Source organism: Zhihengliuella sp. (assembly GCF_031178195.1).
In the GTDB taxonomy this organism is placed as follows: domain Bacteria; phylum Actinomycetota; class Actinomycetes; order Actinomycetales; family Micrococcaceae; genus Zhihengliuella.
The window spans coordinates 301,857-318,136 of the sequence record NZ_JAPSJL010000003.1; the positions used below are offsets into that span (position 1 = coordinate 301,857).

The following is a 16,280-nucleotide window of genomic DNA, read 5'->3' on the forward strand; positions in this document are numbered from 1 at the left end:
CATGAAGCTCGAAGAGATCGAGATCGAGAAGATCCGCCCGAACCCGGCCAACGTCCGGATGGACGCGGAGAACGACCCGACGCTCGAGCGCCTGGCCGACGAGATCGGCACGATGGGCGTCGTCACGCCGATCCTGGTGTACCCGCACCCGGACATCGACGGCGACTACATGGTGCAGGAGGGCCACCGCCGCCGCCTCGCCGCACTCCGTGCCGGCCTGTCGACCATGCCGTGCCTGGTCCTCGACGCCCCGGCTCGCGGCGAGCTCGCAGACCTCGAGGTCATGATGACGACGGGCCGGAACCACAAGCCCCTCAACGTCCTCGAGGAGGCCCACGGTTTCCAGCGGATGCTCGACCTCGGCCTGTCCGAGTCGACGATCGGCAAGAAGTTCAAGAAGCCGAAGTCGGAGATCCTCACGAAGGCCCGGCTGACGAAGGCTCCCGAGCCGATCCAGGACGCCTACAGCTTCGGCCGCCTGGACCTGCTCGACGTGAAGAAGCTGCAGGACCTCGAGGACCAGGGCGCGACCGGCATCGTGGACCGGGTCGTCGAGGAGATCGCCCGGAACGAGAAGATGAAGTACCGGACGAACGTCGCCCACAAGATCGCCGACGCCGAGCGGAGGCAGCGGGGCGAGACGAATCAGCAGCGCCTGGACGAGGCAGGCGCCAAGCAGGCCCCGAATGACGCCTCGTACAACGGCAAGTTCGCGCGAGCCACGGACCTCGACAGCGACGCCGAGCACATCTCGGCCGGCCACCTCTACATGATCGACTTCGACGGCGAGACCACCTGGTGGGCGCCGCTGAAGAAGGCAGTGGAGGTCTCCGAGGAGGAGAAAGCCGAGAAGCAGCGCATTCGTGCCCTCAACGGGGGCCTCGGGATCAGCTTCCGGGTGCGCGAGCAGTTTCTCGTCGACCAGGTCCGGAAGAAAGACGGCGGCGTCAGCGAGAAGCAGGACACCGCACTCCTGCTCGACGCCCTCTGGTCCGACATCCGAAGACTGGACGATCACCTCCTCGGCGACGTCGTCGGCATCATGCCGCCCGACGGTGACATGTGGACGGAGGCGTACACCGACTGGACGGAACGGTGCCGCAAGAAGCTCGCGGCCTTCACCTGGCGGCAGCTAGCCCGCCTGGCCGCCGTTGCCAAGCACCGCGACCTCGACAAGAAGCTCCGCACCACGGGCGGCTTCGACCGTGTCGGCCGTTCCGAGTACGGATCGAACGAGGGCGTGTGGCGGCACCGAGCTGACTGGTACCGGCTCCTCCAGGACGGATTCGGGTACCGGCTCGACCAGTCCGAGCAGGACGCGCTCGCCTGGGCGATCGACAAAGCCGGCGAGAGCAGAGACCTCGCCAATGACGTCGAGGTCCGCGATGCAGACCACTAGCCCCCGGCGCTCGCCGGCACCGATTCGGGTGATCAACACGCAGTGGATGGGCCGTGCGTCGTCGGTGGGTCCGGCTCTGGGGCCGATGGTGAAGCGGCCCGAGGATGTCGAGAAGCCCTGGGTGATCCTCGACGAGCGCGGCCGGCGGCCGCGGGCCATCGCGTTCCGGACGTTCGAGGAGCTCTGGTCGCAGCTGACGGAGTGGTTGGCCGACCCGTGCCTCTGGCGGCGGCTGGCTGAGCTCGTCGCCGCGGCCGGCGCCGTTGAGCGGGGTGGTTCTCGTGGCTGAGCTCCGCACGGCCCGCCTCTCGAACGTAGGCGCACCGACGTTGGTCCCGTCGCTGGTCAAGGACGCGCTGGCGGACATCCAGTCAACGAGCGCGCGCGCGGCGTGCCGGATCCCGGGCAAGGAGGACGTGATCGACGCGATTTTCTTCCCCCACGCTGCCGTCGGGGCCCAACCGTCTGGGTGGATCGAGGCGCGGAGGATCTGCGGTCGCTGCCCGCTGGCCGATAGGTGCCTGGAGATGGCCCTGTCGATGGAGGGAGGCCGCGCTGCAGCCCAGCGGTTCGGGATGTTCGGCGGGAAGACGCCGACCGAGCGCTACAACATCTACAAGGCCGCGTACAAAGAGCGCCGCGCTGCCGAGCAGGGCGAGTGACATGGGCCGGGAGACGAAGCCGATCGGCCAGCAGGGCGTCACGTTCATGGAGTTCGTGTGGCCCGTGACCGGCGAGCACGGCTGGGTGAGGCCGACCGACGAGGAAGCCCAGGGCCTGTGTGCTCTGGCCAACCTGGAGCTTCCGGAGCATGCCCGCCGACTGGGTGTCGTCATCGATGGGCGGCCGGTGCTCCGGGTCATCCGGACCAACGACCACCACCGGGCACGGACCCACCCGGAGGCCGGCGGCTGCACGTACTCGGTCCTCGCCCTGGTGCAGGTCCGCAAGCCGGGGGAGGGGAAGGCATGACGTTCCAGCAGGAGCCGTACTACTGGCTCGTCTGCGACGGCCGGGCCGGTGAGCAGCCGTGCACGGCCCGGTCGATGGACTTCCTCGAGATCGCCGGCTGGTCCACCCGGGCCCTGGCCGAGAACGACGCCGTCCACAACGGCGGCTGGCTCGCCGTCGACGGCAAGCATTACTGCCCGGACTGCCAGGAGGCCTTCCGGTGCACGACCTGCCACCGCACCACGGCCGAGTGCCGTGGCCACGCCGACCCCGAGCCGCCCCGGCTCGGCTGGATCCCCCTCAAATCCGAGACCACCTGAGACCGGCTCCCCGTTCTTCCCCCGAGGCGGGGAGCCCCCGGCCCGCATAGGCAAGCCACCACCGTCGAAATTCCCCCCAACGAGTGTCCGACGGCGGCGCTCGGTTCGAATCCGGGGCGGGCCCCTGAAACCGCATTCCACCCTTCCCACTCACGAGAGCAGGTACCGACATGGCAAGACACGTCAAGCCCGAGGAGCCGCTGGAGAAGCTCGACCGGCTCCGGGCCGAGCTCCTGGCCCCAGCCCCGCCGGTCGAGCACACCGGCCGCCGCAACGCCGTCGCCCAGGCCGAGCTCGACATGGTCCGGTCGATCCTGGCTCAGGACGCGATCAACGCGCTCCTGTCCCGCCTCGAAGTCAGCCGCGCGATGGGCATCGCCGTCGCCTGGCTCGACCGCAAGCCGGCCGGGGCGACCCCGTGACCGGAATCGAACTGGCCGGCGCGGTCCTGATCGTCCTGGCCGTCGGTGCCCTCGCGGTGATCGCTCCGCTGTCCCTCCTGACCATCCTCGTCCTGGCCGTGATCGGCCGGGCATCCAACAAGCCCCGGAAGAAGGCGACTCGCAATGGCTGACACGGGCTACGGCCGGGGCTACGAGGCCGGCTACACGGCTGGCTGGGACGAAGCCCAAGCCGACTACGAGGAGAGCCTCGGCGCGGCAGGCGACAGGACCGCGACCGCCCTCCGCAACCTGATCGCCGGCCTCCTCGAGGTCATCACCCCGACTCGGAAAGGCAGCCATGAGTGACCACGTCCCGGCCCACGAGATCGAGAGCATCGTCCGGATGCCGCGCTCGCCGGAGGCCCACTTCGCGCGGGCCGTGTCGGCCGAGCAGCGGGTGTACATCCTGCACTCGCGCGAGTGCCTGGCCACGCACGCGGATCTGCGGGACTGCCCCCACAGCCTCGCCCTGGACCAGGGCATCGACCCGGAGGCCTGGCCGGAGGACGTGCCCGTCCGTGTCGCGGTCGTCGACGGCCGCCTGGCGCCGCACACCATCCACCGGGGCCCGGACTGCCTGGTCGACAAGCACCGGGCCTGCGACGGCCGCGCCTTCGACCCGGATGCCGACGACGTCGTCCCGTGCGACTGCTCGTGCCACGCCGCCGAGGCCGCACCGGCCGAGGAGGCGGCATGACCTACCGGGCAGTCGTCTCCACGACGAGGACCACCACCAACCACGACCCGGCCGCGACTCCCGAGGCGGGCTACAAGTTCCGCAAAAAGCAGCTGCGGGACCGCCGCCGCCCGTTCACCAGCCGCGACGAGACGTTGGAGCTCTGGTACGAGGAGCACGGCGACCAGGTCCACGTCAGATACGAGGAGAAGTCATGACCACTACACCTAAGATCCCCGACGAGCTGGTCGATGCGGGGGCGCGAGCGATCAACGCCGTAGCCGTGTCCTATGGCGCGGTCGATGCTCCGGACACATGGACCGAAGAGTCCCGCGCCGCCCTCACCGCCGCGTGGGCGCACCTGCACCCGGCGCCCGCCCTTGGCGACGTCCACGCCGAACGGCTGCGTCAGGATGCCAAGTGGGGCGAGCAGAACCACCCCGACGGCACCGGGTCGAGTTCGAAACCGCTCGCCGCGATGGCGGCCTCCGGCGTGACGGCAGACTGGCTTGCCGACTCGGCCACTCTCGCCACAGACACTGCGGCCGAGCGCGGAGTGGTTACCTGGCGGCACATCCTCCTCGAGGAGGTATTCGAGGCCCTCGCCGAGTCCGATCCGGCAAAGCTCCGCACCGAGCTGATCCAAGTCGCTGCCGTCGCGACCCAGTGGGCCGAGGCCATCGACCGCCGGGGTGATGCCCAGTGAGCGGGGCCCTGTGTCGGATCGGCATCCACCGCTACCGGTGGAGATTCGTCGGCACGAACTGGCACCCGGACCTGGAAGTCCTGGCGTGCACCCGATGCGGAATCGAGAGGAAGTCATGAGCGAGGACCTGGACCTGGACGCGCTGCGGAAGATCGCGGTGGCGGCGCCACAAAGCGACTGGGAGGCGTACTCCGTGCCCGGCAGGAATCGGAACGCCGCGGGGTACTCAGCGGTCGAGGTGGGTGACCACGAGGTCCGGGTGACAGCGCCCGAAGGTTGCTTCCGGATCGTCGCCCACATGGCCGCGTTCGACCCGCCGACCGTCCTCGCGATCCTCGACCGGCTCGCAACCGCCGAGCGGGATCGGGACGCATCCGAGGAGAAGGCCGGTCACTTCATGGGCTGCGCCAACGCCGCCGAGCGCGAGGAAAGGCGGCTTCGTCTGGCTCACCAGGAGGCATACGCCCGCGCCAATACCGCCGAGGCCAACGTGCTGCGCTTGGAAGAGCTGGCCACCGACATAGAACAAGCCCGCTCGGATAGCGGCCTCAGCATCCGGGTGGCCGAGGAACTTCGCCACCGCCTCAAGGAGGACCACTAGTCATGACCAAGCGCATCACCGACAGAGACCACTACCTCCAGGAAGCCAACGAAGCCGCCGCCCAGGCCATCGCCCGCGAACTCGGCCACGACTGGACCACCCTCCCCATCGCCACCCAGTCAGAGCTGGCGCTCGCCGGCCGAGCCGCCGTCGACGCCGCGTCGCCCTGGGTCGAGCTGACCGTGCTCCGGCGCTGGCGGATGAAGGTCGGACGGACGTCGATCCAGTTCCGTGACTGGCTGGACCGGGAGTTCTTCCTGCGCTGCAGGCAGGTCGAGTCGGCCATGAGGCGGCACGGGTGAGCGCCCCGCCTGACCCGTGGCAGTGCCAGACCTGCCACCGCGTCTACGTGGTCCGCTCGCTGGCCCGGGACTGCGAGACCCAACACGAGAACGAAACCCGGCCGATGGCCGATGAGAAGGAAGGAGGCGCGGCGTGATCATCACCGTCAACACGAAGGACCTGCGCCAGGCGCTCGCGTCCGTCATCCCGCACGCCCACGAGGACCCTGACACGAAGCTCAACCGGCTTCGGTGCACGGCGACGGGCGACATGCTCTACGTCCAGGCCACGAACACCGTCACGGCCGGTCTCGCCGCCGTGTCGGTGTGGGACGCCGACGACATCTCGGGGAGCCCGGACGACGACGTCTTCGACCTGACCGTGTCGACGGCGAAGAAAATTCTCGCGATCTTCAAGGCGAGCAAGAAGCAGCCCGAGGACGAGCTGGGCGAGGCCATGACGATCACGGTCTCGGACAGCGAGCTGACCTTTGTGGACACCGGCGGACTGTTCCCGGGGGAGAGCTTCTCCCAGCCCACGGGCGAGGTCGACGGCGCGTTCCCGAACCTCCCCCGGCTCTTCGCCGAGTCCCTCACCGACGCGAAGCAGGTACCCGACCGGCTCGTGGCCAACGGCATGCTCTTGCGGAAGTTCGCGACCGCGGCCACGACGTACGGCGACCTGCTGGTCATCGAGCCCACGGGCGACAGCTCCCGCATCCTGATCAGCTGCGGCGAGTCCTTCATCGGAGCACTCATGCCGATGCGTGTCGAGGCCGGCGGCGAACTCGCGGCCGATCTGAAGGACGCCCACGAGGGTTGGATGAATCGGCTCCCGGCGCTCGCCGCGGCGATCGCGTCGACGAGAGGCTGAGGCATGCCATGGCTGAGGATCGGTGATACGGCAGCCAATCACCCGACGGTCCTCGCGGTCCTTGAGTTCGACGAGGAGGACTTCGACGACAGGCTGATCAACGAGACCTTCGGCTTCGTGGTCAGGTGCGCCGCCCAGTCGACGGCGCACCTGACGGACTACGTCATCAACCGCGGCACCGCCCTGTCCATCGCCGGGCTGTCCCGGGCCGACAAGCTGCTCCAGGTCGCCATCTACGCCGGCTACCTCACGAAGGAGAAGCGCGACCTGGACGACGGCCAGGGCCTCCGCACCGTCTACAAGCTGGTCGACGACGACCCTGACTTCATCCACATGCGGACGAAGGAGGAGATCGAGTGGGAGCGCCAGCGCAAGGCAGACAACCAGGACCCGGCACTCGTCATCCCCGTGCGCCTACGCGACGGCGACGCCTGCCGGTACTGCGGGCTCGTCGTCAACTGGGCCGCCCGCAAGGGCCGGCTCCGGGGCACCTACGATCACCGGCAGCCGGGCCAGGGCGCCCGGACCGTCGAGGACAGCGTCGTCGCGTGTGGCGCCTGCAACTCGTCCCGCAAGGACGACCCCGCGGCGGACAGCCGTCTGCCGCTGCTGCCGGTCCCTACGAAGCCCTACTTCCACCCGAACACCATCGAATGGATCGCGAACCACGACTGGGCGCAGCGCAACGGCTACAAGGCTCCCAAGCCTCCGGCGCAGACGCTCAGAGCGGGAGAGCACTCCGGCAACGGCACCACCGGCCGGACGAGCCAGGGCAACGGACGCTCCGGCCCTCAGAGCGAGGGCAACGGCACCACCGGCCCTCAGCGCCCCGCAGAGGCGACGGAACGGGTCGAGTCCACGACTCCCCGCCCGGCCATGCGCGCGGCCGCCAGCGGTCCACGTGCGGCTTCCAGTGGGAATCTGCCGGATCAGGCAGATCCAGCAGAACGCCTTCCTACAGGATCCGGAATTCCCGGGACGGGTAGGGACGGGACGGGACGGGCAGGTACGGGAAGGGGCGGTACGGGAGCCAGCTCCCAGCCCCCGCCCTCCGGTAAGAAGCGTGGCAATCCGAGGAAGAGACCAAGGAAGAGAAGGTGACCCCGTGAGGACAAATCCTTTGCAGGAAGTGGTGCTCGGCTGGTCTGAGGAGAAGTTCCAGCAGGAGGTGCTGGCGCTGGCGAAGGCCACGGGCTGGGGTCTCCGCTATCACACGCACGACTCGAGGCGCTCTGCCGCCGGCTTCCCGGACCTGGTGCTCGTCGACCCGGTCCGCGGCCGCGTGCTGTTCCGGGAGTTGAAGCGGGAGAAGGGCAAGCTGACGCCCGATCAGGTCCAGTGGGTGACCGGGCTCCGGGCCGCCGGCGTGGATGCGGGGACGTGGCGGCCGAGCGACTGGGTGTCCGGTCGGATCGCCGAGGAGCTGACGCGCCGTGCCTGAGTGCAAGTACCCCGGGCCGTGCACGTGCCACGGCTGCTTCAGCCGGTGGCTGGACGAGCAATGCGATCGCGAGAGGGAAGTGGATGCCGAAGACTGAGCAGGACCTGGACAGACTCGCGAGCAGGCTGCTCCGGGAGACCATCGAGGGCGGTATGTACCGGGACAACGACGGGGTGGAGGCGTGGCACACCTACCGTGAGCAGCCGCTGCTCGCGCTCCTCCGGGAGTCGGCCTACCCGGGCATGGGATCGGCTGGCGGCGGAGGCTCGCGGACCGCGGGCTCGCCGGCGACGATCAGCGTCGAGGCGGTGGACCTGTTCATCGCCATCGATAGGGAAGCGCTGGACACGATGTGGCTGGACGAGCGGATCCGCGCGCAGCTGCGCGGCCGGCTCGATGCCCAGCTGGAGGACCGGGTGCGGATCTGGGTGGAGCAGTGGCGCCCGGACCCGGCGAAGCGGCAGCAGCTGTGGCGGACCCTGAGCAAGTGGGTGACCCAGATCGAGTCGCTGCTCGACCCGGCCAAGGTCGTGAAGCTCCGTGGGTCGGCGTGCCCGGCCTGCAGCAACACGGTGGCCATGGTCGAGGAGTGCGGCGAGCTGGTGCGAACGCCGGCCCTGGCTGTCGCCGTCGGGTCGACGGGAGTCCTGGCCACCTGCCGGGCGTGCGGTATGCAGTGGCCGGCGGAGTCCATCAACGACCTGGCGGCGGTGGTGAATCCGGAGGGGTTTGCGGTCGCGGGGATCAGGCCCTAAGCTGTAGCCAATAGCCCGACGTGTATCCAAAACCAGGTCGGTTGGAGGGCCCCGCAGATCTAATCTCTGCGGGGCCTTTGTCATGTCCGGAGGTAGTGGCCGTGCCCCGACTCCGAGTGTGCGCCGAGCCTGGTTGCCCGGTCCTCTCGCCCAACAGTCGGTGCGCCGAGCACGAGCGAGAGCAGTCCCGAGCCCGAGGCCGGACCGCTGCCCGCGACTACGGCGCCAAGCACCAGCGCCAGCGCCGCGACATCGAGCGCCGCGGCATCGAGAACTACCGCTGCGCCAAGTGCGGCGAGCAGTTCGAGCCCGGCGAGCCGTTCCACCTCGGCCACACCAACGACCGCCGCGCCTGGTCCGGCCCCGAGCACGTCCGATGCAACCTCGGTGCCGCCGGCCGTGCCGCTCACGCCGTCTTCGACCGGGCCGACGGCCGCCGCGACGGCGCCGTCCGCGCCCGAGCCGAGGGGGTGGGGGGCACCCCCGGCCGGCCCTCGCCCGACTGACCGCCGGGGAGCTCTCTGTCTGTTCTGTCAGGTTCAGAGAATTCTAAAGCGCCTAGTCAGGTTCAATATTCTGGCCGGGAAAATTTGAGGGTGACCCTCGGAGTCCCCCTTTATGGGCCCGTTGTGTTGAAACTCTTTCGGCCCTTGAAGCGGGGCTGCCACACAGCCTGGAGCCGGTGCGACGCCGGCCCCGAGTCGCCGCGCGATGCGGCCGTGAAAGCAGGTGGATTCGATGCCCCGAGGCGGTGCCAGGGTAAACAGCGGGCCAGCGCGCGACCCGAACGCGCTGCGCCGTGAGCGCAAGGACGACCAGCAGCAGTGGACGCTCCTGCCGTCGAAGGGCCGCCCGGGCAACGCACCGGGCTGGCCCCTGGAGAAGTGGCGGGAGCTGGAGAAAGCCCGCCCCGTCGAGGAGCGCAACGACGCCGGCGCTCGAACGCTCGACAAGCGGGAGCTGGAGATCTGGCGCGAGATCTGGAAGACCCCGCAGGCGACCGCCTGGGACCGTCTCGGCTGGCGCCACGACGTCGCCCTGTACGTGCGACTGCTCGTCCAGGGCGAGCGCGGCAACCTCAAAGCCGCAGGCGAGGCCCGCCAGTGGTCCGACCGGCTCGGCCTGAACCAGACCGCGATGCTCCGCAACCGGTGGAAGATCGCCGCCGACGAGCTCGGCGCACGCCGCGAGGAGAACAGCAAGCAGACAGCCGGCGCTCGCCGGCCGTCCTCGCGTGATCGTTTCAGTGTGGTGCCCGATGGCACCGGCGGTTGAGCAGTACGTCGTAGACTTCCCGACCCTCGGGTTCCTGGCTGCGGACTGGATCGAGGCTCACTGCCCCGTCCCGACCGGGTTCCAGCGCGGCCAGCCGTTCGTGCAGAGCGACTGGCAGCTGTGGTGCACGGTCAACCACTACCAGGTGAAGAGGCGGGCTAGGTGGGTCCCGGAGCGGCCGATCCTCGCGCCGGCGTTCCACAATCGCCGTTCGCAGGTCATCGCTCCGCAGAAGACGGGCAAGGGGCCGTGGCTCGCCGGCGTCACGCTCAACGAGGCGCGCGGCCCGGCGCTCTTCGCCGGGTGGGCTCACGACGGAGAGGCGTACGAGTGCAGCGACTGGCAGTGCGACTGCGGGTTCGTCTACGAGTACCGCGAGGGCGAGCCCAAGGGGATGCCGTGGCCGACGCCGCACATCCAGCTCTTCGCCTCCTCGTTCGAGCAGGTCGACAACACCTACGGCCCGCTGAAGGAGATGGTCCGGCTCGGCCCGCTCTCCGACAGCATCCGGGTCGGCGAGGAGTTCTCGCGGATCGGCACGGACGGGAAGATCGAGGCGGTCACGTCCTCGGCGCTGTCCCGCCTGGGCGCGCCGATCACCTTCGGCGGCTTCGACGAGACCGGGACGTGGACGGAGTCGAACAAGCTCAAGGGCGTCGGCCGCACCGCCCGCCGAGGCCTGGCCGGCATCGGTGGCCGCTCGATCGAGACGACGAACGTCTACGACCCGTCCATGAACTCGACGGCTCAGGAGACAGCCGAGAGCCGCGCCCATGACATCTTCCGGTTCTACCGGCGCCCGCCGGAGCACCTGAAGTTCAAGAGCAGCGCTGATCGGCGCAAGATCCTCGAATTCGTCTATGCCGGCTCGCCGTGGGTCGACCTGGACGCCGTCGAGGCGGAAGCCGTCGAGCTGATGGAGAAGGACCCGCAGGAAGCCGAGCGCTTCTACGGGAACATCCTGGTCCAGGGCAAGGGCGCGTGGATGCCCGACGATCTGTGGGCGGCGACCGAGTCGATGCCCGAGGACGCCTAGGAGGAGTCGTGAGGATCTGCCTTGGATTCGACGGCTCGGACAAGAACGACTTCACCTGCATCCGGGCGGAGACGGTCGGCGGCTGGCAGTTCACCCCGACCTACGGTCCGGACAAGCGGCCCACGATCTGGGATCCGGCCGAGTACGGCGGCCGGATCCCGCGGGCCGAGGTAGACGCCGCTGTCGAGGAGCTCTTCGAGGTCCACGACGTGGAGCGCATGTACTGCGATCCGCCGCTGTGGAAGACCGAGGTCGAGGGCTGGGCGCTCAAGTACGGCGAGGAGCGCGTCATCCAGTGGGAGACGTACCGGCTCAAGCCGATGCATGCCGCCCTGGAGCGTTTCATCGTCGATCTCAACTCCGGCTCGCTGACGCACGACGACTGCGCCGTGACGGCGCTGCACGTCTCCAACGCCAAGATGTTCGCCCGCACCGGGCAGAAGTACATCGTCCTCAAACCGTCCGAGCACCAGAAGATCGATGCCGCAGTGACGTCGGTGCTGGCCCATGAGGCAGCCTGCGACGCCCGGGCGGCCGGGTGGTCCACGGCGTACCAGGCCCCGAAGGGCATCTCGACCGCCGCATACGGATTCAACTAGGAGGCACAGTGGACGTCGCACAGGCCCGCGAGTACCTCCGCACCGGGGAGCAGGAACTGTCCGACCAGCAGAAGCGCTGGGACCGCGTCGAGAACTACATCAACGGTGAGCAGGATCTGCCCTACGCACCGGAGGGCGTAAACGCTGAGTACCAGCAGCTCCGCGAGATGTCGATCGCCAACTGGATGGCGATCGCCGTCTTCGCTCCGACGCAGCGACTCCAGGTCGATGGCTTTCGCACCGGGCGTGACCCGGAGGCCGACAAGACCGCCTGGCAGGAGATCTGGCAGCCCAACAAGCTCGACTCACGCCAGGGCATCGTTTTCCGCGATATGTACGCCCACGGCCGCGGCGTCATGTCGGTGACCAAGGACCCGGCGCGGCCGGACCGTCCGAAGATCCGTCCGGAGAACGCCCGTCGGGTGTGGATCGGCAGCAGCCCGGAGGACCCGTTCACGCACACCTGGGCGGTCAAGATCGTCACGGTTGCCGAGCGCCGGCAGACGTCCCTTGCCCTGCCGAGCGGCGTCACTCTGGGCACGAAGACGAAGCACGCCTACGTCTACGACGACACCTCGTGGGCGCACTTCGTGGCCACCGACAACGGCTTCGGCGGCTCCTGGGAGCTCGAGGGGCAGGGAGACCACGGGCTCGGGGCGCTGCCGTTCGTCGCGTTCGACTACAACACCGACAGCAACGGCAAACCCCGCTCGGCCGTCGAGGCCCTGATGCCGCAGCAGGACGCGATCAACACCATCCGCTTCAACACGCTCCTGGCAATGCAGTTCTCGGCCTACCGGCAGCGGATCATCACCGCCTACGACCCCGTCGTCCGCGACGGCAAGGGCAACGCCATGGTCAAGGTGGACGACGACGGCAAGCCCATCCTCGACGGCAACGGGCTGCAGATCCCGCTGACCCGCTCGCCGGGACGCTTCGGCGTCGACCGCGCCCTGGTCTTCCCGGGCGAGGCGACGAAGGTCTACGACCTGCCCGAGTCGAACCTGGACAACTACATCAAGGTGCTCCAGGAGTTCCTCACCGACTTCTTCGCCACCGGCCAGATCCCTCCCCAGTACATGCTCTCCCGCATGGCCAACCTCTCCGGCGATGCGCTCGCCGGCGCGGAGTCCACGCTGCAGTCACTGGTGAAGGATCTGAAGCGGGCAGCAGGGGAGTCGCTCGAGGACGTCATGCGCCTGGCCAACCGGGCCCGCGGCGAGAACCACGAGGACAACAGTTCCGAGGTCATCTGGGCCGACACCGAGCCGCGCAGCTTCGCCCAGATCGTCGACGCGATCCAGAAGCTCATCACCACCGGCATGTCCCGCAAGGACGCCTGGGCCATGCTGCCCGGGTCGACGCCGCCGAAGGTCGAGGAGTGGGTCAACAACTCGGACGCGGACCGGCGCGCCGATGACGAAGCCCTGCACGAGATGGCCGGCAAGCTCGCCGGAGCGGAGGTGTAGACGTGCCGGCCGTACCCGAGTACCCGGCAGCGGCCGCCACCTACGACCACGGCATGCGGGCACTGAGCCTGCTGGCGCTCCGCCTCGGCCGGCACGCCTGGCGCGGCCTCGCACTCGCGGACCTGGACGCCAGCTGGACCGCCGTCGCCCCGACGCTCATCACTGGGATGACAGCGCTCCAGCTACGGGCCGCGACGGCCGGCGCCGCCTACGGAGCCTCCACGATCGCCGAGCAGGGCTTCTACGAGCCCCCGCAAGCATTCGTCGACCCCCGAGGCTTCGCCGGCACGGCCCCCGACGGGCGCTCGCTCGACGAGCTCATGCGCTCGCCGGTGACGCAGGTGAAGACGGCGATCGGGGCGGGCGTCGCCGAGGCGGCCGCCTTGCGGTTCGGGGCCAGGCGGCTGGACCGCATCGTCCAGACCGTCGTCTCCGACACGGGGCGGGTCGCCGCCGGCGTCGACGTGACGGCGCGGCGGAACGTCTACTTCGTACGGATGCTCGAGCCGCCGTCGTGCCCGAGATGCGTGGTCCTCGCCGGCCGGGTCTACCGGTGGAACGAGGGCTTCCTGCGGCACCCGAAGTGCGATTGCCGGCACATCCCGGCCCGTGAGGATACCGCCGGCGATCGGCGGACCGACCCCTACGCCTACTTCGAATCGCTCAGCGAGGCGGAGCAGGCCAAAGCGTTCGGGAAAGCCAACGCCCAGGCGATCCGCGACGGCGCCGATGTCTCCCAGGTGGTCAACACCCAGCGCGGCCTCTCCTACGCGGGGATCTCCTCAGACGGCACCAGGCGCGGCCAGCGGGCCGGAGCGATGACCACCGAGGGAACGACCCGCCGGGGCGCTTTCGGGCGCTCGGCGGAGGCCCAGCGGACCCGCGGCCGGCGCATGACGCCGGAGGCGATCTACCGGCTCAACGGTGGGGACCGCGCGGCAGCCCTCCGGGACCTTGAGCGGTACGGGTACATCCTCCCGGGCGGCCAGAAGCCGCTCGGCTCCATCGTGGGCCAGCGCCAGGGATACGGGCAGCTCGGCCACGGCGGCGCCTACAGCGCCGCGCGGAAGCGGATCGAGGACGCGATCGCCAACGGTCGCGACCCGGCCGTCCGGGCGACCATGACGGCCGCCGAGCGGCGGCTGTTCGACGCGAAGGCTCGATGGGAGCTCGTCCAGCAGGGCGTGAATCCCTTCGGAAACCCTGCGCTGTCACCGCGGGAGGCCGCCTCGGCCGGCCCGCTGACACCGCAGATCGCAGCGGGAGTGGAGAACCACTACCGGAAGATGCTCGCCAGCGGCGGGCAGATCTTCACCCGCTGACCCAACTGACCAGCCGCGGGGCGCGACGCCCTGGGCCCAACCTCTGCGATAGGGGAAACGAAATGCACAAGTCCAAGGACCTCGTCCACGGCATCGACATCACCGCACCGGGCGGGATCGCGAAGCTCCTGGCCTTCCACCACAAGACCTTCGGCGACGCCGTGATGCAGGAAGGCGCGGGCACTGGCGGCGACGGCGGCAACGCCGGTGGCACTGGTGCCGGCGGCACGCCCCCGGCGGGCGGTCAGCAGCCCCCGGCGGGTGGAGCTGGCGGCCAGCAGCCTCCCGCGGCCGGCGCCGGGGATGGTGCGCCGCCCGCAGGTGGCGACGGCGACGGCGACGAGGCTCTCAACGAGCCTGGCAAGAAGGCGCTGATCGCTGAGCGGCAGGCGAAGAAGCAGCTCCAGCAGGACCTGGCCGCGCGCGACGCGCGGATCAAGCAGCTGGAGGACGCCGGCAAGACGGACGAGCAGCGGCGCGAACAGGAGCTCGAGAACCTCCGCTCCAGCGACAAGCAGAAGGACGCCACGATCTCCGAGCAGGCGCGGACCCTCCTCGCCTACCGGGTCGCGGCGAAGAAGGGGCTCGACCTCGAAGCGGCGGAGCGACTCCGCGGCGACACCGAGGAAGCCCTCGGCGCTGACGCGGACGAGTGGATCCGCAAGTGGGGCTCGTCCAAGGGCAACGGCGTCGTCCCCGGCGCCGGTGCCGGCGACGCGGGCCAGGTCAACGTGCAACCCGGACTCAGCCGGATCCGCACGGCGTACGAAACGAAGAAGTAGCAACCCCGTAGGGAACAGCCCTCGGGTCATTCGAACACCACGAAAGGAAAGCCGACATGGCTGTCACCCTTGCTGAGGCAGCGCTGCTGTCCCAGAACGAGCTCCAGCGGGGCGTCATCGAGACGTTCGTGCAGAGCTCCCCGCTCCTCGACCGTCTTCCCCTCATGCCGATCCAGGGCAACGCCTACGCGTACAACGCCGAGGCGACCCTCCCGAACGTCGCGTTCCGTGCCGTGAACGAGGGCTACACGGAGTCCACGGGCACCGTGGTCCAGCGGACCGAGACCCTGTCGATCCTCGGTGGCGACGCCGACGTCGACCGGTTCATCCAGCAGACCCGCGGCAACATCAACGACCAGCGCGCCGTGCAGACGGCGATGAAGGTCAAGGCCGCGTCCTACAAGTTCCAGGACACGTTCTTCAACGGTGACGTGTCCGTCGACTCGAAGGGGTTCGACGGGCTCCGCAAGCGCCTCGTTGGCGCCCAGGTCATCGACGCCGACACGAACGGCATGCCCGTGCTCGGCGCCGGGCACGACTTCCTGGACGCCCTCGACGGCCTGATCGGCGCCGTGCCGGGCATCAACTCCACCAACGGCGCGATCTACGCCAACTCGAAGATCATCGCGAAGCTGCAGTCGTCCCTGCGCCGGCTCGGCGGTGCCGACTTCATCAAGGAGGACCTGACCCAGAAGCGGGTCCTCACCTACAACGGGATCCCCGTGCTCGACCCGGAGCAGAACCTCGCCGGGGCCGACATCCTGGCGCAGAACGAGACGCAGGGCACCGCGACCGACGCGTCCTCGATCTACGCCGTGAAGTTCGGCCAGGACGAGGGCGACCAGGCCGTGACGGGCCTGACCAACGGCGGCGTCATGGTCGACGACCTCGGCCAGCTCCAGGAGAAGCCAGCCTTCCGTACCCGCATCGAGTTCTACTGCGGCGTCGCGACGTTCGGCGGCCGTGCAGCGGCCCGCCTGCGCGGCGTCCTGAACGCCTAGGCCAGGAAGGAGAACACCCATGGCCACCACGCAGAAGAAGACCACGCCGGAGAAGACGACGCTCGACTCCGACGTCACCAAGCCCTCGACCACCGCGCCCGGGGACGGGCCGGCCGACACGACCGACTCGACCGAGCGCGCCCAGTCGGTCCCGCCGCAGCCGGACGAGGAGGCACGCAAGGTCGGGACGGTGAACGCGGTCAAGCCGGCGCCCAAGCCGGCCGCGTCGACCCGCTCGCGCCGCAAGGAGCGGATCGAGACCTACACCGCCGTCCGCCCGGACGGCACCGAGGTGAAGGTCAAGCACAACCTCGAGACCGGCAAGACCGAGATCGAGAGCTGACACGCA

The 16,280-nt window shown here is 69.3% G+C and carries 26 protein-coding genes; all 26 read left to right on the top strand.

What is annotated here, in order from left to right:
* Position 1 precedes the first annotated feature (1 nt).
* Entirely contained in the window at positions 2–1,399 is a 1,398-nt protein-coding gene (locus tag RIN46_RS06420) for a ParB/RepB/Spo0J family partition protein (RefSeq protein ID WP_309080307.1), read from the top strand.
* The gene (locus tag RIN46_RS06425) at positions 1,386–1,688 is read left to right on the top strand and encodes a hypothetical protein (protein ID WP_309080306.1); all 303 of its coding nucleotides are present in this window, start codon (positions 1,386–1,388) and stop codon (positions 1,686–1,688) included. The genes RIN46_RS06420 and RIN46_RS06425 overlap by 14 nt, the downstream gene beginning before the upstream one ends.
* Complete coding sequence (locus RIN46_RS06430) at positions 1,681–2,061, top strand: WhiB family transcriptional regulator (RefSeq protein WP_309080305.1); 381 nt, start codon at positions 1,681–1,683, stop codon at positions 2,059–2,061. Before RIN46_RS06425 ends, RIN46_RS06430 begins: the two co-directional genes overlap by 8 nt.
* A gap of 1 nt (position 2,062) precedes the next feature.
* Positions 2,063–2,371 (top strand): hypothetical protein, encoded by a 309-nt coding sequence (locus RIN46_RS06435; protein ID WP_309080304.1) that lies wholly within the window; start codon positions 2,063–2,065, stop codon positions 2,369–2,371.
* A complete protein-coding gene (locus RIN46_RS06440) occupies positions 2,368–2,670 on the top strand; it encodes a hypothetical protein (protein WP_309080303.1) in 303 nt (100 codons plus the stop codon). Before RIN46_RS06435 ends, RIN46_RS06440 begins: the two co-directional genes overlap by 4 nt.
* A gap of 170 nt (positions 2,671–2,840) precedes the next feature.
* Positions 2,841–3,092, top strand: coding sequence for a hypothetical protein (locus RIN46_RS06445; protein WP_309080302.1), 252 nt, complete (start codon positions 2,841–2,843; stop codon positions 3,090–3,092).
* Entirely contained in the window at positions 3,089–3,244 is a 156-nt protein-coding gene (locus RIN46_RS06450; RefSeq protein WP_309080301.1) for a hypothetical protein, read from the top strand. Before RIN46_RS06445 ends, RIN46_RS06450 begins: the two co-directional genes overlap by 4 nt.
* Positions 3,237–3,419 carry a hypothetical protein gene (locus tag RIN46_RS06455; RefSeq protein WP_309080300.1) on the top strand — a complete coding sequence of 61 codons (183 nt, stop codon included), beginning with the start codon at positions 3,237–3,239 and terminating at the stop codon, positions 3,417–3,419. The genes RIN46_RS06450 and RIN46_RS06455 overlap by 8 nt, the downstream gene beginning before the upstream one ends.
* Complete coding sequence (locus tag RIN46_RS06460) at positions 3,412–3,810, top strand: hypothetical protein (protein ID WP_309080299.1); 399 nt, start codon at positions 3,412–3,414, stop codon at positions 3,808–3,810. The genes RIN46_RS06455 and RIN46_RS06460 overlap by 8 nt, the downstream gene beginning before the upstream one ends.
* Entirely contained in the window at positions 3,807–4,007 is a 201-nt protein-coding gene (locus RIN46_RS06465) for a hypothetical protein (protein ID WP_309080298.1), read from the top strand. Before RIN46_RS06460 ends, RIN46_RS06465 begins: the two co-directional genes overlap by 4 nt.
* Positions 4,004–4,495, top strand: coding sequence for a hypothetical protein (locus tag RIN46_RS06470; RefSeq protein WP_309080297.1), 492 nt, complete (start codon positions 4,004–4,006; stop codon positions 4,493–4,495). Before RIN46_RS06465 ends, RIN46_RS06470 begins: the two co-directional genes overlap by 4 nt.
* 115 nt (positions 4,496–4,610) lie before the next feature.
* Positions 4,611–5,096: an ead/Ea22-like family protein gene (locus tag RIN46_RS06475; protein WP_309080296.1), complete on the top strand. Its 486-nt coding sequence runs from the start codon at positions 4,611–4,613 to the stop codon at positions 5,094–5,096.
* Positions 5,097–5,098: 2 nt separating this feature from the next.
* A complete protein-coding gene (locus RIN46_RS06480) occupies positions 5,099–5,398 on the top strand; it encodes a hypothetical protein (protein ID WP_309080295.1) in 300 nt (99 codons plus the stop codon).
* Positions 5,399–5,531: 133 nt separating this feature from the next.
* Entirely contained in the window at positions 5,532–6,251 is a 720-nt protein-coding gene (locus tag RIN46_RS06485; protein WP_309080294.1) for a hypothetical protein, read from the top strand.
* Between the two features lie 3 nt (positions 6,252–6,254).
* Entirely contained in the window at positions 6,255–7,352 is a 1,098-nt protein-coding gene (locus RIN46_RS06490; RefSeq protein WP_309080293.1) for a hypothetical protein, read from the top strand.
* 4 nt (positions 7,353–7,356) lie between these two features.
* A complete protein-coding gene (locus tag RIN46_RS06495) occupies positions 7,357–7,692 on the top strand; it encodes a VRR-NUC domain-containing protein (protein WP_309109443.1) in 336 nt (111 codons plus the stop codon).
* Positions 7,693–7,775: 83 nt separating this feature from the next.
* Positions 7,776–8,447 (top strand): hypothetical protein, encoded by a 672-nt coding sequence (locus RIN46_RS06500; protein WP_309080291.1) that lies wholly within the window; start codon positions 7,776–7,778, stop codon positions 8,445–8,447.
* A gap of 101 nt (positions 8,448–8,548) precedes the next feature.
* Positions 8,549–8,953 carry a hypothetical protein gene (locus tag RIN46_RS06505; RefSeq protein WP_309080290.1) on the top strand — a complete coding sequence of 135 codons (405 nt, stop codon included), beginning with the start codon at positions 8,549–8,551 and terminating at the stop codon, positions 8,951–8,953.
* A 232-nt stretch (positions 8,954–9,185) separates the two neighbouring features.
* Entirely contained in the window at positions 9,186–9,722 is a 537-nt protein-coding gene (locus RIN46_RS06510; protein ID WP_309080289.1) for a hypothetical protein, read from the top strand.
* A complete protein-coding gene (locus RIN46_RS06515; RefSeq protein ID WP_309080288.1) occupies positions 9,706–10,758 on the top strand; it encodes a terminase in 1,053 nt (350 codons plus the stop codon). The genes RIN46_RS06510 and RIN46_RS06515 overlap by 17 nt, the downstream gene beginning before the upstream one ends.
* 8 nt (positions 10,759–10,766) lie before the next feature.
* Complete coding sequence (locus tag RIN46_RS06520; RefSeq protein WP_309080287.1) at positions 10,767–11,357, top strand: terminase; 591 nt, start codon at positions 10,767–10,769, stop codon at positions 11,355–11,357.
* 8 nt (positions 11,358–11,365) lie between these two features.
* On the top strand, positions 11,366–12,826 hold the full coding sequence (locus RIN46_RS06525) for a phage portal protein (RefSeq protein WP_309080286.1): 1,461 nt from the start codon (positions 11,366–11,368) through the stop codon (positions 12,824–12,826).
* Between the two features lie 2 nt (positions 12,827–12,828).
* Complete coding sequence (locus RIN46_RS06530; protein ID WP_309080285.1) at positions 12,829–14,148, top strand: hypothetical protein; 1,320 nt, start codon at positions 12,829–12,831, stop codon at positions 14,146–14,148.
* A 62-nt stretch (positions 14,149–14,210) separates the two neighbouring features.
* Positions 14,211–14,930 (top strand): hypothetical protein, encoded by a 720-nt coding sequence (locus tag RIN46_RS06535; RefSeq protein WP_309080284.1) that lies wholly within the window; start codon positions 14,211–14,213, stop codon positions 14,928–14,930.
* A 56-nt stretch (positions 14,931–14,986) separates the two neighbouring features.
* Positions 14,987–15,931, top strand: a complete 945-nt coding sequence (locus RIN46_RS06540) for a major capsid protein (protein ID WP_309080283.1) — start codon at positions 14,987–14,989, stop codon at positions 15,929–15,931.
* Positions 15,932–15,950: 19 nt separating this feature from the next.
* Positions 15,951–16,274, top strand: a complete 324-nt coding sequence (locus tag RIN46_RS06545; protein WP_309080282.1) for a hypothetical protein — start codon at positions 15,951–15,953, stop codon at positions 16,272–16,274.
* Positions 16,275–16,280: the final 6 nt, after the last annotated feature.

What these genes read in the sequence shown, in the direction of transcription:
- RIN46_RS06420 (WP_309080307.1), top strand. Translation starts at nt 2, where the DNA reads ATGAAGCTCGAAGAGATCGAGATCGAGAAGATCCGCCCGAACCCGGCC.
- RIN46_RS06425 (WP_309080306.1), top strand. Translation starts at nt 1,386, where the DNA reads ATGCAGACCACTAGCCCCCGGCGCTCGCCGGCACCGATTCGGGTGATC.
- RIN46_RS06435 (WP_309080304.1), top strand. Translation starts at nt 2,063, where the DNA reads ATGGGCCGGGAGACGAAGCCGATCGGCCAGCAGGGCGTCACGTTCATG.
- RIN46_RS06440 (WP_309080303.1), top strand. Translation starts at nt 2,368, where the DNA reads ATGACGTTCCAGCAGGAGCCGTACTACTGGCTCGTCTGCGACGGCCGG.
- RIN46_RS06445 (WP_309080302.1), top strand. Translation starts at nt 2,841, where the DNA reads ATGGCAAGACACGTCAAGCCCGAGGAGCCGCTGGAGAAGCTCGACCGG.
- RIN46_RS06455 (WP_309080300.1), top strand. Translation starts at nt 3,237, where the DNA reads ATGGCTGACACGGGCTACGGCCGGGGCTACGAGGCCGGCTACACGGCT.
- RIN46_RS06460 (WP_309080299.1), top strand. Translation starts at nt 3,412, where the DNA reads ATGAGTGACCACGTCCCGGCCCACGAGATCGAGAGCATCGTCCGGATG.
- RIN46_RS06465 (WP_309080298.1), top strand. Translation starts at nt 3,807, where the DNA reads ATGACCTACCGGGCAGTCGTCTCCACGACGAGGACCACCACCAACCAC.
- RIN46_RS06470 (WP_309080297.1), top strand. Translation starts at nt 4,004, where the DNA reads ATGACCACTACACCTAAGATCCCCGACGAGCTGGTCGATGCGGGGGCG.
- RIN46_RS06475 (WP_309080296.1), top strand. Translation starts at nt 4,611, where the DNA reads ATGAGCGAGGACCTGGACCTGGACGCGCTGCGGAAGATCGCGGTGGCG.
- RIN46_RS06480 (WP_309080295.1), top strand. Translation starts at nt 5,099, where the DNA reads ATGACCAAGCGCATCACCGACAGAGACCACTACCTCCAGGAAGCCAAC.
- RIN46_RS06490 (WP_309080293.1), top strand. Translation starts at nt 6,255, where the DNA reads ATGCCATGGCTGAGGATCGGTGATACGGCAGCCAATCACCCGACGGTC.
- RIN46_RS06500 (WP_309080291.1), top strand. Translation starts at nt 7,776, where the DNA reads ATGCCGAAGACTGAGCAGGACCTGGACAGACTCGCGAGCAGGCTGCTC.
- RIN46_RS06510 (WP_309080289.1), top strand. Translation starts at nt 9,186, where the DNA reads ATGCCCCGAGGCGGTGCCAGGGTAAACAGCGGGCCAGCGCGCGACCCG.
- RIN46_RS06515 (WP_309080288.1), top strand. Translation starts at nt 9,706, where the DNA reads ATGGCACCGGCGGTTGAGCAGTACGTCGTAGACTTCCCGACCCTCGGG.
- RIN46_RS06535 (WP_309080284.1), top strand. Translation starts at nt 14,211, where the DNA reads ATGCACAAGTCCAAGGACCTCGTCCACGGCATCGACATCACCGCACCG.
- RIN46_RS06540 (WP_309080283.1), top strand. Translation starts at nt 14,987, where the DNA reads ATGGCTGTCACCCTTGCTGAGGCAGCGCTGCTGTCCCAGAACGAGCTC.
- RIN46_RS06545 (WP_309080282.1), top strand. Translation starts at nt 15,951, where the DNA reads ATGGCCACCACGCAGAAGAAGACCACGCCGGAGAAGACGACGCTCGAC.